The organism is Phenylobacterium sp. LjRoot225 (assembly GCF_964252855.1).
In the GTDB taxonomy this organism is placed as follows: domain Bacteria; phylum Pseudomonadota; class Alphaproteobacteria; order Caulobacterales; family Caulobacteraceae; genus Phenylobacterium.
Genome location: NZ_CAXUPL020000004.1, coordinates 573,695 through 589,027, shown reverse-complemented (window position 1 = coordinate 589,027; position 15,333 = coordinate 573,695). Strand labels below are relative to the sequence as shown.

The following is a 15,333-nucleotide window of genomic DNA, read 5'->3' as shown; positions in this document are numbered from 1 at the left end:
CCGGCTCGCGCCTTTACAAGGCGAGGGCCGAAATATGGTGCGTGGCGGACGACTCGCTAAGGTCCCGCGACCTTACGACCCGTCTTCCGTCCAAATCGTTCCCGTTCTGATCGCGCGTTTCAGTGCGTCACGTTCCGTCTTCAGACGCTCGAATGCGGCCATATGTTCACGTCCGCTAAGGCTACCCTTAGCAGCGTTAATGGCGTCATCCAGCGCCGCAGCTCTCGAAAGAGCGGCGAAGCCACGCGACCACTGGGATCTCCGCGCATCGAGGGAGACATCATCTTTGAGCATGGGCGCGCCCGAGTTCGCAGCGGCCCGTTCGATGTCTGTCAACAGCGCGCTAAATCCGCACGAGGCCAGATGGCGTTGCAGAGCGGCGGAGTCAAGGTGGTCTGCCTCCAGACGAAGCCGAATGATTTCCTTGACCAATTCACCGAGCACCGGTTCGCCGAAGCCTCTTGCGGTGAAGCCGTCCTCCAGATGCTCGTCGAGAACGCCGGGATCCGAGATCGCCACGTGGGCCAGAGCCGCGCTTGGCGAGGCGAGAGTCACGGCGAGACGTTTTGCCGCAGCCATGCCCTCCGGCGTGCCGCCGGCGAGCGGGGCGTTGCGTCCGCCACCGCGCCGGAAGTCGCCCCGCTGGAAGTCACCGCCCTTTGCGCTGGGGCGCCCGCCCTCCTGGGCGCGCGCCGGCCGCGCCGCGGCGAACAGGCCGTCGAGGCGCTGCAGGAGGTCGTCGCGATAGGCCTGCTGCAGGTCCTTGTCGGCGATCAGCCCCGCCGCATGGCGCAGCCGGCCCTTCAGCCCGGCCCGCCGCTCGGGCGTGTCCAGGGTCTCCAGGTCGCGTTCGCGGATGAACAGGGCCTCGGCGAAGGCGGTGGTGCTGGCCAGCTGGGCCTTGAGCGCCTGGGGCCCGTGCTCGCGCAGCACCTCGTCGGGGTCCTTGCCGCCTTCCACCAGGGCGAACTTGAAACTCTTGCCGGGCTGCAGCAGCGGCAGGGCGCGATCCATGGTCCGGGCGGCGGCCTGGCGGCCGGCGCGGTCGCCGTCGAAGCAGAGCGTCGGCTCCGGGTGATGGCGCCAGAGCATCTCCATCTGCTCTTCGGTGAGCGCCGTGCCCATCGGCGCCACCGCCGGGACGCCGGCCCGCTGGCAGGCGATCACGTCCATATAGCCCTCGACGACCGCCAGCGACGGGTTCTCGCCGTTCGGGGCGGCGGCCAGCATCTTGCGCGCCTCCGCCAGGCCATAGAGCTGGTGGCCCTTGTGGAAGAGCGGCGTCTCCGGCCCGTTCAGGTATTTGGCGCGGGCCTGGGGATCCATCGCCCGGCCGCCGAACGAGACCACCCGGCCGCGCGGATCGGTGATCGGGAAGATGATCCGGTCGCGGAACCGGTCGTAGGGCTGGCCGCCGTCTTCCGGGGCGATCAGGAGGCCGGTCTCGACCAGCGCCTGGGGCCGGGCGCCCTTGGTCACCAGATAGTCCTTCAGCGCCGTGCGCCCGGACGGCGAGAAGCCCAGCCGGAAACGCGCCCACTCGCTTTCCGGCAGGCCGCGCCGCTCCAGATAGGCGCGCGCCTCGCGGCCGACCGGCCGGCGCAGTTCGGCCTCGAACCACTGGGCCGCCAGGTCCAGCCAGTCGGAGAGCCCCTGGCGCTTCTTCTCCTGCTCGGCCGTGCGCGGGTCGGCGACCGGCAGCTGCAGGCCGGCCTCGGCCGCCAGTCGTTCGACGGCCTCGGAAAAGGACAGCCGCTCGGTCTCCTGCAGGAAGGAGATCAGGTCGCCGGACTTGCCGGACGAGAAGTCGAAGAACTGGCCCTTGTCGTCGTTGACGTAGAAGGAGGGGGTCTTTTCCTTGGTGAAGGGCGAGAGGCCGACGAACTCGCGCCCCTGTTTGCGCAGCTTCACCGTCTTGCCGATCACGTCCGAAGGGCGCAGGCGCGACTTGATCTCGTCCAGGAACCGTTCGTCAAAACGCACGGTCGATCCGTCGCCTCCAGCCTAGACCCTGTCCGCCTGACATTCAGGCGGGATAGACAGGGTCGTCGCTCTTTGATGAGAGCCCTTCTCATCCGCTCGCATCGTTTCCAATGCGAGCGGGAAGGGCTCTGGCGCCGCCCATTCTGGACCGCCCGAGCGATTCGTCTTAGCGGGCGATGCACATACCGCCAATCGCACTTGCCGCCGCATACCTATATGAGCTGCGGCGGCGTTCTCGTTTGACCGCAGCCGACCACGGCGAGAACTGCGATCCCGCGTCAGGGCGCCGGGGCGCTTGGAAGGACTTAGGCGAATGGCCATGTGGCTGCGTTTGGGCGGGGCGCTGCTGATCACCTTCCTGGTGCTGGCGTGCCTGGAATATTTCGGCGTGAGCGCGATGCTCGGCGGCCGCGCCGCCGACGACGTGCAGCACGACGTGGAGAGCCGTCTGCGCGAGCTCTTCTGGCTGGCGATCTTCGCCCTGGTGATGACCATGTCCGTGGTGGCGGCCCTGCGCCGCCGGACCGCCCAGCTGCGCGGCGCCCTGACGACGTCCCAGCTAAGACGCCGAAACGTGGCCTAGCTTCTCCGGATTGCGGACCACGTAGATCGCCGCGATCCGGCCGTCCGGGCCGGGCTCCAGGGCGAAGGTCTGCGGCCCGTCCGCCATCTCCAGCACCACGCCCGGATAGCCGTTGATCCGCGCCAGTCGCACCGAGCTGACCGCCATCGGCCCATGCCGCTCGGCCACGGCCAGGAACAGGCCTGCGATGTCCGCGGGGCCGACCAGGACGCGCAGCGCCGCCATCCGCTTGCCGCCGCCGTCGGAGACCATGATGGCGTCCTGCGCCAGCAGGGCCGAGAAGGCGCTGGCGTCCCCGCTGGCCGCAGCCGCCAGGAAGGCATGGGCCAGCCGCTCGGCTTCCGCCCGATCCACCGAATAGCGCGGCCGGGCCTCGCGGACATGGGCCTTGGCCCGCGCCGCCAGCTGGCGCACCGCCGCCTCGCTGCGCCCGAGGGCCCGGCCGATCGCCGCATAGTCCTCCTCGAAGGCCTCCCGCAGCAGAAAGACGGCGCGCTCGAGGGGCGAGAGCCGCTCCAGCGCCAGCAGGAAGGCCACCGAGACATCCTCGGCGCGCTCGACCGGATCCTCGACCAGCGGCTCGATCAGGGGCTCCGGCAGCCATGGGCCGCGGTAGGCCGCCCGCTCGGCCTTGGCCGCGCGCAGGCGGTCCAGGCAGAGCCGCGTGGTCGCCTTGACCAGCCAGGCCGCGGGATCGGCGACGTCCGCGCCGGCGCGGGTCCAGCGCAGCCAGGCGTCCTGCACCACGTCCTGGGCGTCGCTGACCGAGCCCAGCATGCGGTAGGCGAGCCGCTGCAGCCGGCCCCGCTCCGCTTCGAATTCCGCCGTGCGCATCATCACGCCTCCACTCAAGCCGCCAGCGGCGGGTGGGCGACCGGCGCGGCGACGCCGGCCACGACGACCTTGGAGCAGGCCTTGCCATAGCCCAGCGCATATTTGAGCGTCGGATACATCCGCGCCGTGGTGAGCTGAAGGGCGATTGCCGCTAGCCCCGCCTCGCCCCAGCGGCGGACGATCTCGTCGCGCAGCGGATCGGCGATCTCCATGTCGCGCGCCAAACTGGCCCGGGCGAAGCGCCAGACGAGCACGGCGGTCTCGCCCATGCCGGGTTCGTCGCCGGCCAGGATGGCCCGCAGGACGTCGGGCGTCACGCCGGCCGCCGCGGCCATGTCGGCGGAGATCTGCACGCAGGGCCCGCAATCCTCGGCCAGGGTTCCGACGATCCCGGCCGCGGCCAGCGCCTCCGCCGGCGCGGCCTTGCGGTCGACCATTCCGGTCGCCAGGCCGAACTTGAAGAAGCTGGCCGTCGAGGCCCGCAGCAGGGCGCGCATGTAGCTGCCGTCATAGCCCCAGGTCCGCTCGAACCGGTCGAGGCCGCGCAGGAGAATGGCCTTCAGCATCAGACGGCTCCTTTCAGGCTGGGTTGCGGCCTGGATCGCGGCTCCGGGGCGAGCGCCAGGCCGAGGGTGATCAGGGCCATCAGGTGGACGCCGGCGAAGTCACGGACCGTGTCCGACAGCGGCTGGGCGCCGCAAACCGCGTCGAACAGATGGATGCCCGCGTGCACCACCAGGAAGGTCGCCGACGCCATCAGGGCGGGCCGCGCGAGGCGAGGACGCCAGGCGAACGCCGCCAGGCTGCCTGCGACGGTCAGATAGGCCGCGCCGATGTCGCGTACGAAGTGGGCGTTGAACGGCCCGGTCGCGACCACGCCGGGAACGGCGTCATACCAGCTCAGGGGCGCGATCAGCTGCGCCAGCGCGGTGACCCCGAGAAACACCGCCAATAGGCCCGCCAGGATACGAATCATCAAAGCTCTCCGTCGTTCTGCCCCAAGGACGGATGAGCGGGCGGACTTGTGACATGACCGCCTCAGCCGAGGCGACCCAGCCAGTCCGGCAGGTCGGCGATGCTGGCCAGTTCGGCGAACCGGGCGTGGCCCGCCGGCGCGTCGGCCGCCTCGTGGGCCCAGATCAACGGATAGGGCACGTGGGCGGCGAAGGCGCCCGCCGCGAGCGCCGGCAGGATGTCGGACTTCATCGAATTTCCGCACATCGCCGCCTCCGCCGCCCCGGTCCCGTGGCGGGCGAAGACCCGGGCATAGGTCGAGGCGTCCTTCTCGCTGACGATTTCGACCGCGGCGAAATAGTCCCCGAGGCCGGAGGCCGCCAGCTTCTGCTCCTGGTGCAGCAGGTCGCCCTTGGTGATCAGCACGAGCCGATAGCGTTCGGCCAGCCGAGAGAGCGCGACGTCGACGCCGGCCAGCGGCTCCACCGGATGGGCCAGCATCTCGCGCCCGGCGGCGAGGATGTCGGCGACCAGCCGCGCCGGCGCCTCGTTGCCGGTGAGCTCCATGGCCGTCTCGATCATCGACAGGGTGAAGCCCTTCACCCCATAGCCGTAGAGGGCGAGGTTCCGGCGCTCGACCGCCGCCAGCCGCGCGTCCAGTTCCTCAGGCGCGGCGACCTCGCCCATCAGGGCTCGAAAGCGGTCCTGGGTCAGGCGAAAGATGGTCTCGTTGTGCCAGAGGGTGTCGTCGGCGTCCAAGCCGACCGTGGTGATGCGCATCGCGACCTCTTAGCAGATCCGAATTCCCGTGCATTGACCCGGCGGCGACCAGTCATTACCTACGCGGCCGTTTGTGCGGCGGGCGGGGTTCACCTCGGCCCGCCTTTTTGCGACCCGTATCTTTGAATAACCGTCCACCCAAGAGGAGCCTCCCCATGAGCCGCGATCTGTTGCCCGGCGTCACCGGCGTGCTGGCCCTGGCAGACGGGACCATCCTTCAGGGGATCGGCGTCGGCGCGGTCGGCGAGGCGGTGGGCGAGGTCTGCTTCAACACCGCCATGACCGGCTATCAGGAGATCCTGACCGACCCCTCCTACATGGCCCAGATCGTCGCCTTCACCTTCCCGCACGTCGGCAACGTCGGCACCAATGTGGAAGACGTCGAGCAGATGTCGGGCGCGGCCGAGACCGCCGCCCGCGGGGCGATCTTCCGCGACGCCCCGACCCAGCCGGCCAACTGGCGGTCCGACAGCGACCTGGAGACCTGGATGACCCGCCGCGGCGTCGTCGGCCTCTCCGGCGTCGACACCCGCGCGCTCACCCGCCGGATTCGCGAGACCGGCATGCCGCACGCGGTGATCGCCCACTCGCCCGAGGGGACCTTCGACCTGGAAGCCCTGGTCGCCCAGGCGCGCGCCTGGAACGGCCTCGAAGGCCTGGACCTCGCCAAGGACGCCTCCTGCCTGCAGCCCTTCGTCTATGACGAGGGCCTGTGGGAATGGGGCGAGGGCTACGCCAAGCCGGGCGCGCCCAAGTACGAGGTCGTCGTCCTCGACTTCGGGGTGAAGCGCAACATCCTGAGGGCCCTGACCTCGGTCGGCGCGCGCGCCACCGTGGTGCCGGCCTCGACCAGCGCCGAAGAGGTGCTGGCCCGCAAGCCGGACGGCGTCCTGCTATCGAACGGCCCGGGCGACCCGGCGGCGACCGGCGAATACGCGGTGCCGGAGATCAGGAAGCTGGTGGAAAGCGGCGTGCCGGTCTTCGGCATCTGCCTCGGCCACCAGATGCTGTCCCTGGCGCTGGGCGCCAAGACCACCAAGATGGACCAGGGCCACCACGGGGCGAACCACCCGGTGAAGGACCTGACCACCGGCAAGGTCGAGATCGTCTCGATGAACCACGGCTTCACCGTGGACCGCGACAGCCTCCCCGCCCCGGTCGTGGAGACCCACGTCTCGCTGTTCGACGGCACCAACGCCGGCATCGCCCTCAAGGACCGCCCGGTCTTCTCCGTCCAGCACCACCCCGAAGCCTCGCCGGGCCCCACCGACAGCCTCTACCTCTTCGAGAGGTTCGCGGGCTTCATGGACGCGGCGAAGTAGGATTCGTCCACGAAATACACGAAACACACGAAAAGGTCAGATCGCGAAGCGCTCGATCTGAACCTTAGGGGTCGACCCAAAGTTCACGAGCAGGCCCAGCCTTAAACCGCTGGCTCTCAGATAGTTTATTGTCTGCGCCTGATGCTCAGGCGCGAGCGCTCGAAGCGCCTTAAGCTCAAGGATGATGCGGTCGAAGCAGACGAAGTCTGGTGTATAGGTCTGGCGGAGGGGATGTCCCTTGTATCCGAGCCTAAGCGGCTCAAGCGCGCGAAACGAAATCCGCCGTGCGCTGAACTCCAGCGCCAGACACTCCTGGTACACGTTCTCCAGAAACCCGGCGCCCATCGTGCGGTAGACATCGAAGATCGCACCCTGGATCGCGTAGGCCTCGTCCGCGTACAGGACCTTTTCGTGCTTTTCGTGTTTTTCGTGGACCATTCATTGCTGAGCTTAGAGCAGCGCAAGCTTTGGAACAATACGAGAACGCCGCCACCTACCCGATCGCCTCGTCGAACATCAGGGCGCGGGCGTAGCGCATCGGCGGGGAGCCGAAGGACAGCACCTTGTCGTGGTAGCGTTTCAGCGTGAAGTCCGCGCCCCAGCGGCGTTCGGCTTCGGCGCGGACGGCGTCGTGCTCGGTGACGCCGACGAAGTAGAAGGGCAGCTGGGCGGAATCGAGCCGGGCCCGGGTCCACTTGCCCGCCGCCTCGCGCTCCTGCTGGAAGGCGGTGACGGTCAGGAAGGCCATCACCTCGGCCTCGCTCGCCCCGTCCACATGGACCATCTGGTCGAGGATGGCGTTGGTGATGGTGCGCAGGCGGGTCTTCAGCTGCTGCAAGCGGAACAGCGGGTCGTGGTCGAGGTAGCCTTCGACCGCCATCAGGTTCTCCGCATAGACCGCCCAGCCCTCGACGAACGGCCCAGAGCTCAACACCGCCCGCAGCGTCGAGGCATGCCGGTTGGAATGCCAGAGCTGGACATAGTGGCCGGGCATGGCCTCGTGGATGGCGATGTCGTGCAGGCCGCGCCGGTTGTACTCGCGCAGGAAGCTGTCGGCCTGGGCGGCCGACCAGTCGTCGGGGATCGGCGAGACGGCGTAGAAGGTCTTCTGGCCGCGGTCGAGCGGCCCCGGCGCGTCGCAATAGGCCACCGCCGAACCGCGCTGGAACTCCGGCATCAGGATCACCTCCACGGGGGCGTCCGGCAGGGTGATCAGGTCGCGCGCCTTTACGAACGCTGTCGACTGGTCGAGCGCGGCGCGGGCGGCCTCGACCAGGCCGTCGCGCGGCGCGTGATCGGCGTAGGCGATCTCCAGCGCCGCCTCGATCACCGCCTGCTGGACGGAAGGGTTGGGCGTCGCCGGCGCGGCGGGCGCGCCCGGACGGCCGGCCAGCACGGAGGCTGAGATCCGGTACATCTCGGCCCGGGTCGCGGCCAGCGCCGCCTCGGCCGCCTTCCGGATCTCCTGGCGCGACAGGGGCGACTGCAGGGCGAAGGCGAGCTTCTGGTCGTAGCGGGCGGCCCCCAGCCGGAAGTCGCCCGTCGCCGCCGGGACCAGCACCTTGTCGAGCCAGGCCTGGTGCTCGGCCGCCGCGGCCCGGAGCCGCGCGTCGGCCGCGGCGAACCGGGCTTGCTCGGCCGGCGACAGTTCGGCCAGGTGCGGCTTGATCATCTCGTCGACGATCCCGGTGACGCCCGCGTTCTGCTTGGCTGCCGTCTCGGCGTGGATGCGCGGAACGCGGGCCGGCTGCAGCTGGGCGCGGCTCTGCGCCAGCAGGCCGGGCAGCCGCTCCATCCGCGCGATCGCCGCGCGCAGCCGCACCGGCAAGGGGGCGAAGTCGCGCGCCATCAGGCCGTAGAGCGCCCCGCCGGCGAGAGCTGAATAGATCTGCGGATCCCAGGCCCAGGACTTCAGCGTCTCGTCGCGCCAGAGGTCATAGCGCGCCTGGTTGATCAGCAGGGCCCGGTCGACCTGGTTCTCCCGGGAAAGCTCGGCGGCGGGGATCGCCTGGGCTTCGGCGAGGACGCTGCGGTTGAAGGCGATGCGCCGGGCCCGCCCGGCGGCCGAGACGTCGTCGACCTGGGCGTCGAAGCGGTGGTCGCCGAGCGTCGTCGCCGAGATCGGCGAGAGCTGGGCGCCGACGTCGATATAGCGGCTGGCCAGGGCGGCTAAGCGGGCGTCGGCGGCGGGATCCGCCAGAACCGCACGCGGCGCAGCGACGGCGGCCAGGGCGAGAAGACCCGCGCCGCGGCGGGTGAAGCGGAGACCGGTCATGCCCGAGCTGAGCACGAGGTGACAGGGACGCCAAGTGGGACGGCTGCGCGGCCCCCTCCACCCCTTCGGGGTCCCCCTCCCCTAGAGGGGGAGGAGAATCGAGGCCGCAGCCGCCCTCTCCTCCCCCCTTGGGGGAGGGGGACCGCGCAGCGGTGGAGGGGGCCGCAGCAGCCGTCCGCGTCCTACGGCATCAGCACCGTGTCGACCACGTGGATCACGCCGTTGGACTGGTTCACGTCGGCGATGGCGACCTGGGACACGCCGCCCTTGGCGTCGACCAGCCAGACGGCGCCGGACTTGACCTGCACCGTCAGGTCCTCGCCCTCGACGGTCTTCAGCATGGCCTTGCCGCCGCCGGCCTTGGCCTTGGCCATCAGCTCCGTGGCCGACAGGCGGCCCGGGACGACGTGGTAGGTCAGGACCTTGGTGAGGGTCGCCTTGTTCTCCGGCTTGACCAGGGTGTCGACCGTGCCGGCCGGCAGCTTGGCGAAGGCGGCGTTGGTGGGGGCGAAGACGGTGAAGGGACCCGGGCCCTCCAGGGTCTCGACCAGGCCCGCGGCCTTCACGGCGGCCACCAATGTGGTGTGATCCTTCGAATTCACCGCGTTCTGCACGATGTTCTTGCTGGGATACATCGGCGCGCCGCCGACCATCGGCGCGTGCATCTCACCGCTCTTGTGGTCCTGAGCGTGCATCATCTGGGCTGACGCCAGACCAGATCCGGACGCAGCAAGCACGACGCCAGCGATCGCGGCCGAGATAAACTTACCCGTCATCGTCATATCCTCCGAAAATTTCGCCGCCTTCTTGTCGCGACGACGAGGATACGGATCGATTTCCCGAGCGGATGCGAATTCTGGGAATTAAATCTTGTCGAGCATGCCCATGGCGGCGATCGGGCCGGAGGGGGCGGTCCGGGTCGGCGAGCCGCCGGGCGGTTCGACGGAGACGGCGATGGAGGAGCCGGGCGCGAACATCGGGACCATGTCCTTCGGCATGGGCATGGCCTTGGACTTGCCGGGCTCAATCATGCCGATCGGGTGCGGCTTGCCGTCGGCCGGAATGATCCAGAGTTCGTGGACATGGGTCGGATCGCCGCCAGGCGGGACCAGGGAGGTGACGATCAGCGCCTGGCGCGCCGGGTCGTAGGCCGCCACGAACATGGGTTGCGCACTGTCGGCCTGGCTCATCAGGCTGGCGTTGAGGATCGGCGCGGGCGGCGGGGCTTGCAGCAAGACCGGGGGACGGTTGGCCAGCATCACCGCCACGGCCAGGCTCGCCGCCGCCAGCCCGGCCGAGCCCACCGTCGCGCCACGCCAGAAGCGCAGCCGCCGGCGGACCGCGCCGTTGTCGTTGACCGGCAGGGCGCGCTCGACGCGGGCCCACACCGCCGCGTCGGGAGCGACCGGCGTCACCGCATCCAGCATCGGCGCCAGCCGCTGGCGCCAGGCGTCGATCAGGGCGGCGAAGGCCGGCTCGCGCGCCGCCCGCGCCTCGACCTCGGCCCGCTCGCGTGCGGTCAGCAGGCCCAGCGCATGCTCGGCGGCCAGGGCTTCGAGTTCGGAAAGGTCCGGCCCCTCGCTCATTGCTCCAAACACCCCTTGAGCCGAGCCAGGCCGCGGCGAATCCAGCTCTTCACCGTTCCCAGCGGGGCGTCCATCCGCCGGGCCAGGGCCTCGTAGGTGACCCCTTCGAAGAAGGCCGTGCGGATCACCGCCTGGGTGCGTGGATCGAGCTCGCCAAGGCAGTCGTGCAGCTGCGCCGCGTCCCCCGCGGACGCCAGGCGCGCCTCGGCGTCCGGCTGGTCGTCGGCGATCTCGAGATCTTCGATCGGATCGGCCTTGGCCAGCGGCCCCCGGGCGCGCAGCCGGTCGATGGCGCGATTGCGGGCGATGGTGGAGATCCAGGCAGTCACGCTGGCGCGCGCCGGGTCGAACCGGTCAGCTCTGCGCCAGATGGTGACATAGACCTCCTGCAGCACGTCTTCGGACTCCTCTCGATCGGAGAGGATACGGAGACAGACGCCAAAAAGCTTCGGAGATGTCGCCTCGTAGAGCGCGCGCAGGGCCGAGCGGTCGCCCTCGGCGATCCGCACCATCAGCGGCGCGAGGATGTCGGATGAGAGAGCGACCAAGCTTCGCGACACCGTGATCCAGAGACCTGGGCGGAAGCTGCCCGCTCCCCACCGACGGGGCAAGCGCTAAGCTTGTCGGTCGCATGGGAAGCTGAAAACGGCCGGGATCGCCCCGGCCGTTTCGAGATCCTCAGCGCCCCTGGGGGCGGGGCGCCGTCAGGCGACGACCTGCGCCTTCGGCCTGCGGGCCGCCCGCTTGGCCTGGGTGGCCGCCAGGCGCGCCGTGCGGCGCTGGTCGGCGGCTTCCTCCAGCGGGCCGATCAGTTCCGAGGCGCGAGCCTGCTGCTTCTCGTCGCCCTCGGCCTGCAGCCGGCGCGCGTTGGCCAGGAGATTGATCACCTCTTCGTCGGTCAGGCTTGGTATTTTTTCGATCAGACTCACGGCGCGCCTCCACTCCGCGGCGCGATTGGACCGCGCCGCCACCCAGGAAATATGGCTGGGCGGTCGTTTGGTTGCCGTACGCCTCAGGTTTTTTTGACCGTCTTGCGCAGGCTCCGAAATTCATCCAGGCTCCCGTCCGTCGAATTCGTCACGGCTCGGGCCGACTTTTTTCGGTTAGCCTCGCGGCCCCGGACTGCCTCCCGACCCTTTTCGGACTTGATCGACGGCGCAAATCCCTGCGCGCGTCGTGAATACTTATCCAAGGACTTCGGAGTACATGGCGACCGGTACGGTGAAGTGGTTCAACGGCGTTAAGGGCTACGGCTTCATTCAACCCGACGACGGCGGTCAGGACGTCTTCGTGCACATTTCGGCTGTCGAGCGCGCGGGCCTCGGCCAGCTGGACGAGGGCCAGAAGGTTTCCTACGAAATCGAGCGCGACAAGCGCAGCGGCAAGACCTCCGCAGGTCAGCTGCAACCGGCCTAAGGCTGCGACCAAAGGCCCCTTAAGTCCGTTCGCGGACGGCTCCCCCCACCTGCGGGGGAGCTTCTGGGCCCAGCGCCTCCCCTGTTTTCGCGAAGGCTGGACCGGTTTTCGCCAGGGCGAGGCGCAACCGGCGGAAATCGCCTTGAGACCTTCGAAGCGGGCGCGCCGCCCCCTTTCCCGACGACATCCGGCCGCAAACTGCCTTGCCTACGCGTGGGCGAGGCTCTAAGTCCGCGCCTTAACCTGCATGGCTGAACGGTGACGGGCGCGCGGAAGCGCGACCGCCCTTGCGCGCGAGACGATATGCCCAAACGCACCGATATCTCCTCGATCCTGATCATCGGCGCGGGGCCGATCGTCATCGGCCAGGCCTGCGAATTCGACTATTCCGGCGTCCAGGCCTGCAAGGCGCTGCGGGCCGAGGGCTACCGGATCATCCTGGTGAATTCGAACCCGGCGACGATCATGACCGATCCGAACGTCGCCGACGCCACCTACATCGAGCCGATCACACCCGAGATGGTCGAGAAGATCATCGAGAAGGAGCGCCCCGACGCCCTGCTGCCGACCATGGGCGGCCAGACGGCGCTGAACACCGCGCTCGCGCTCGAGCACAGCGGCGTCCTGGCCAGGTACGGCGTGGAGATGATCGGGGCCAAGGCCGACGTCATCGACAAGGCCGAGGACCGTCAGAAATTCCGCGACGCCATGGACAAGATCGGGCTGGAAAGCCCCAAGTCCAAGGCCGCCCATTCGATGGACGAGGCTCTGGAGGGCCTGGAGTTCGTCGGCCTGCCGGCCATCATCCGCCCGTCCTTCACCCTCGCCGGCACCGGCGGCGGCATCGCCTACAACCTCGAGGAATTCCGCGAGATCGTCGAGCGCGGCCTCGACCTCTCCCCCACCACCGAAGTCCTCATCGAGGAGAGCGTGCTGGGTTGGAAGGAGTACGAGATGGAGGTCGTCCGCGATAAGGCGGACAACTGCATCATCATCTGCTCGATCGAGAACATCGACCCGATGGGGGTGCACACCGGCGACTCGATCACCGTCGCCCCGGCCCTGACGCTGACCGACAAGGAATATCAGCGGATGCGCCACGCCTCGATCGCGGTGCTGCGCGAGATCGGCGTCGAGACCGGCGGCTCCAACGTGCAGTTCGCGGTGAACCCCGCCGACGGCCGCATGGTGGTGATCGAGATGAATCCAAGGGTCAGCCGCTCCTCGGCGCTGGCGTCCAAGGCCACCGGCTTCCCGATCGCCAAGGTCGCCGCCCGGCTGGCGGTCGGCTACACCCTCGACGAGCTGATGAACGACATCACCGGCGCGACGCCGGCCTCGTTCGAGCCCAGCATCGACTATGTCGTCACCAAGATCCCGCGCTTCGCCTTCGAGAAGTACCCGGGCTCCGAGCCCCTGCTGACCACCGCGATGAAGTCGGTCGGCGAGGTGATGGCCATCGGCCGCACCTTCGCCGAGAGCCTGCAGAAGGCGCTGCGCGGCCTGGAGACCGGGCTCTCCGGTCTCGACGAGGTCGAGATCGAAGGCGCCGACGATCCCGAGACCGGCCGCGCTGCGGTGCTGCGCGCGCTGGGCCAGCCGACGCCGGACCGGCTGCGGGTGATCGCCCAGGCCTTTCGCGCCGGCCTGAGCGTCGAAGAGATCAACTCCGCCTGCGCCTACGAGGCCTGGTTCCTGCGCCAGATCGAGCAGCTGGTTCGTGAAGAGGCCCGCATCAAGGCCGACGGCCTGCCGGCCTCGGCCGCCGAGTTCCGTCGCCTCAAGGCCTTGGGCTTCTCCGACGCCCGCCTCGCCCAGCTCACCCAGACCACCGAGGCCGAGACGCGCGAACAGCGGCGCGGCCTGGGCGTGCGCCCGGTGTTCAAGCGCATCGACACCTGCGCCGGCGAGTTCCGCGCCGACACCCCCTACATGTACTCGACCTACGAGACGGGCGCGCTGGGCCAGCTGCCCGACTGCGAAAGCGAGCCCTCCGACCGCAAGAAGGCGATCATCCTGGGCGGCGGACCCAATCGGATCGGCCAGGGCATCGAGTTCGACTATTGCTGCTGCCACGCGGCCTTCGCGCTCGACGAGATCGGCATCGAGTCGATCATGGTCAACTGCAACCCCGAGACGGTCTCGACGGACTACGACACCTCCGATCGCCTCTACTTCGAGCCGCTGACCGCCGAGGACGTCCTCGAACTGATCCGGGTCGAGCAGAGCCGCGGCGAGCTGCTGGGCGTGATCGTACAGTTCGGCGGGCAGACGCCGCTGAAACTCGCCCAGGCGCTGGAGGACGCGGGCATCCCGATCCTCGGCACCACGCCGGACGCCATCGACCTGGCCGAGGACCGCGAGCGCTTCCAGCAGCTGCTGCACAAGCTGAACATCGCCCAGCCGGTCAACGCCATCGCCCGGTCGCGCGACGAGGCCTTCGCCGGCGCGCACCAGGTCGGCTATCCGGTCGTGATCCGCCCCTCCTACGTGCTGGGCGGCCGCGCCATGGAGATCGTCCGCGACGACGAGCAGCTCGATCGTTACATCCGCACCGCCGTGCAGGTCTCCGGCGACAGCCCGGTCCTGATCGACCAGTATCTGAGCCGCGCCACCGAGGTGGACGTGGACGCCATCTGCGACGGCGAGACCGTCTTCGTGGCCGGCGTCATGGAGCACATCGAGGAGGCCGGGGTGCACTCGGGCGACAGCGCCTGTTCGATGCCGCCCTTCTCGCTCAAGCCTGAGACCATCGCCGAGCTTAAGAAGCAGACCGAGGCCATGGCCCGGGGGCTGAACGTGCGCGGCCTGATGAACGTGCAGTTCGCGATCGAGGAGCCGCACTCCGAGACGCCGCGGATCTATGTGCTCGAGGTCAATCCGCGCGCCAGCCGCACCGTGCCCTTCGTCGCCAAGACCATCGGTCAGCCGGTGGCCGCCATCGCCGCCAAGGTGATGGCCGGCGTGCCGCTGGCGAGCTTCAACCTGGTGGACGTGCCCTACAACCATATCGCGGTGAAGGAAGCCGTCTTCCCCTTCGCCCGTTTCGCCGGCGTCGACACGGTGCTGGGCCCGGAGATGCGCTCCACCGGCGAGGTCATGGGCCTCGACTGGGTGCGTCCGGGCGAGACCCTGGCGCCCGCCTTCGCGCGCGCCTTCGCCAAGAGCCAGCTCGGCGGCGGCACCATCCTGCCCCAGGAAGGCTGCGTCTTCGTTTCGGTGAAGGACGCCGACAAGACCTGGATCCTGGAGCCGGTGCGCCTGCTGGTCGCCCAGGGCTTCAGCATCCTCGCCACCAGCGGCACCGCCAGCTACCTGGCGTCCGAGCAGATCCCGGTCGAGGTGGTCAAGAAGGTCCTCGAAGGCCGGCCGCACATCGTCGACGCCATGAAGAACGGCGGGGTGCAGCTGGTCTTCAACACCACCGAGGGGCGTCAGTCCCTGACCGATTCGTTCGAGATCCGCCGCACGGCGCTGATGATGAAGATCCCCTACTTCACCACGGCGGCCGGCGCGCTCGCCGCGGCCCAGGCCATCGTGGTGACCGCCCAGGCTCCGCTCGAGGTGCGCCCCCTACAAAGTTATGCGTAACTGTCAAAA

The 15,333-nt window shown here is 69.1% G+C and carries 15 protein-coding genes; 4 read left to right on the top strand and 11 right to left on the bottom strand.

What is annotated here, in order from left to right; all coding sequences use genetic code 11:
• Positions 1–72: 72 nt before the first annotated feature.
• On the bottom strand, positions 73–1,983 hold the full coding sequence (gene dnaG, locus ACSQ2B_RS22890; RefSeq protein WP_436053561.1) for a DNA primase: 1,911 nt from the start codon (positions 1,981–1,983) through the stop codon (positions 73–75).
• A 319-nt stretch (positions 1,984–2,302) separates the two neighbouring features.
• On the opposite strand from dnaG, the gene ACSQ2B_RS22885 reads away from it, so the two are divergent.
• Positions 2,303–2,566 (top strand): hypothetical protein, encoded by a 264-nt coding sequence (locus ACSQ2B_RS22885; protein ID WP_436053559.1) that lies wholly within the window; start codon positions 2,303–2,305, stop codon positions 2,564–2,566.
• On the opposite strand, the gene sigJ is transcribed toward ACSQ2B_RS22885, so the two are convergent.
• The 4 genes from sigJ to ACSQ2B_RS22865 all read right to left on the bottom strand — a co-directional run bounded on the left by sigJ (position 2,543) and on the right by ACSQ2B_RS22865 (position 5,134).
• Positions 2,543–3,403 (bottom strand): RNA polymerase sigma factor SigJ, encoded by an 861-nt coding sequence (gene sigJ, locus ACSQ2B_RS22880; protein WP_436053557.1) that lies wholly within the window; start codon positions 3,401–3,403, stop codon positions 2,543–2,545. The genes ACSQ2B_RS22885 and sigJ overlap by 24 nt on opposite strands.
• 11 nt (positions 3,404–3,414) lie before the next feature.
• The gene (locus ACSQ2B_RS22875) at positions 3,415–3,966 is read right to left on the bottom strand and encodes a hypothetical protein (protein ID WP_436053555.1); all 552 of its coding nucleotides are present in this window, start codon (positions 3,964–3,966) and stop codon (positions 3,415–3,417) included.
• Entirely contained in the window at positions 3,966–4,376 is a 411-nt protein-coding gene (locus tag ACSQ2B_RS22870) for a hypothetical protein (protein WP_436053554.1), read from the bottom strand. The genes ACSQ2B_RS22875 and ACSQ2B_RS22870 overlap by 1 nt, the downstream gene beginning before the upstream one ends.
• A 62-nt stretch (positions 4,377–4,438) precedes the next feature.
• Positions 4,439–5,134: an HAD family hydrolase gene (locus ACSQ2B_RS22865; RefSeq protein WP_436053552.1), complete on the bottom strand. Its 696-nt coding sequence runs from the start codon at positions 5,132–5,134 to the stop codon at positions 4,439–4,441.
• 155 nt (positions 5,135–5,289) lie between these two features.
• Between ACSQ2B_RS22865 and carA the strand changes: the two genes are divergently transcribed.
• Positions 5,290–6,456, top strand: coding sequence for a glutamine-hydrolyzing carbamoyl-phosphate synthase small subunit (gene carA, locus ACSQ2B_RS22860; RefSeq protein ID WP_436053551.1), 1,167 nt, complete (start codon positions 5,290–5,292; stop codon positions 6,454–6,456).
• A gap of 36 nt (positions 6,457–6,492) precedes the next feature.
• Here carA and ACSQ2B_RS22855 read toward each other — a convergent pair whose 3' ends face one another.
• From ACSQ2B_RS22855 to ACSQ2B_RS22830, 6 genes are all read right to left on the bottom strand, one after another.
• Entirely contained in the window at positions 6,493–6,894 is a 402-nt protein-coding gene (locus tag ACSQ2B_RS22855) for a GxxExxY protein (protein WP_436053550.1), read from the bottom strand.
• A gap of 55 nt (positions 6,895–6,949) precedes the next feature.
• Positions 6,950–8,731: a DUF885 domain-containing protein gene (locus ACSQ2B_RS22850; RefSeq protein WP_436053549.1), complete on the bottom strand. Its 1,782-nt coding sequence runs from the start codon at positions 8,729–8,731 to the stop codon at positions 6,950–6,952.
• Positions 8,732–8,913: 182 nt separating this feature from the next.
• Positions 8,914–9,507, bottom strand: a complete 594-nt coding sequence (locus tag ACSQ2B_RS22845) for a fasciclin domain-containing protein (RefSeq protein WP_436053547.1) — start codon at positions 9,505–9,507, stop codon at positions 8,914–8,916.
• A gap of 87 nt (positions 9,508–9,594) precedes the next feature.
• Positions 9,595–10,317 (bottom strand): anti-sigma factor, encoded by a 723-nt coding sequence (locus tag ACSQ2B_RS22840; protein ID WP_436053545.1) that lies wholly within the window; start codon positions 10,315–10,317, stop codon positions 9,595–9,597.
• A complete protein-coding gene (locus ACSQ2B_RS22835) occupies positions 10,314–10,865 on the bottom strand; it encodes a sigma-70 family RNA polymerase sigma factor (RefSeq protein ID WP_436053543.1) in 552 nt (183 codons plus the stop codon). Before ACSQ2B_RS22835 ends, ACSQ2B_RS22840 begins: the two co-directional genes overlap by 4 nt.
• Before the next feature lie 156 nt (positions 10,866–11,021).
• Entirely contained in the window at positions 11,022–11,246 is a 225-nt protein-coding gene (locus ACSQ2B_RS22830; RefSeq protein ID WP_436053541.1) for a hypothetical protein, read from the bottom strand.
• Between the two features lie 277 nt (positions 11,247–11,523).
• Between ACSQ2B_RS22830 and ACSQ2B_RS22825 the strand changes: the two genes are divergently transcribed.
• Together ACSQ2B_RS22825 and carB are read left to right on the top strand one after the other, a co-directional pair.
• Positions 11,524–11,733: a cold-shock protein gene (locus ACSQ2B_RS22825; protein ID WP_436053540.1), complete on the top strand. Its 210-nt coding sequence runs from the start codon at positions 11,524–11,526 to the stop codon at positions 11,731–11,733.
• 303 nt (positions 11,734–12,036) lie between these two features.
• Positions 12,037–15,324: a carbamoyl-phosphate synthase large subunit gene (gene carB, locus ACSQ2B_RS22820; RefSeq protein WP_436053538.1), complete on the top strand. Its 3,288-nt coding sequence runs from the start codon at positions 12,037–12,039 to the stop codon at positions 15,322–15,324.
• Positions 15,325–15,333 lie beyond the last annotated feature (9 nt).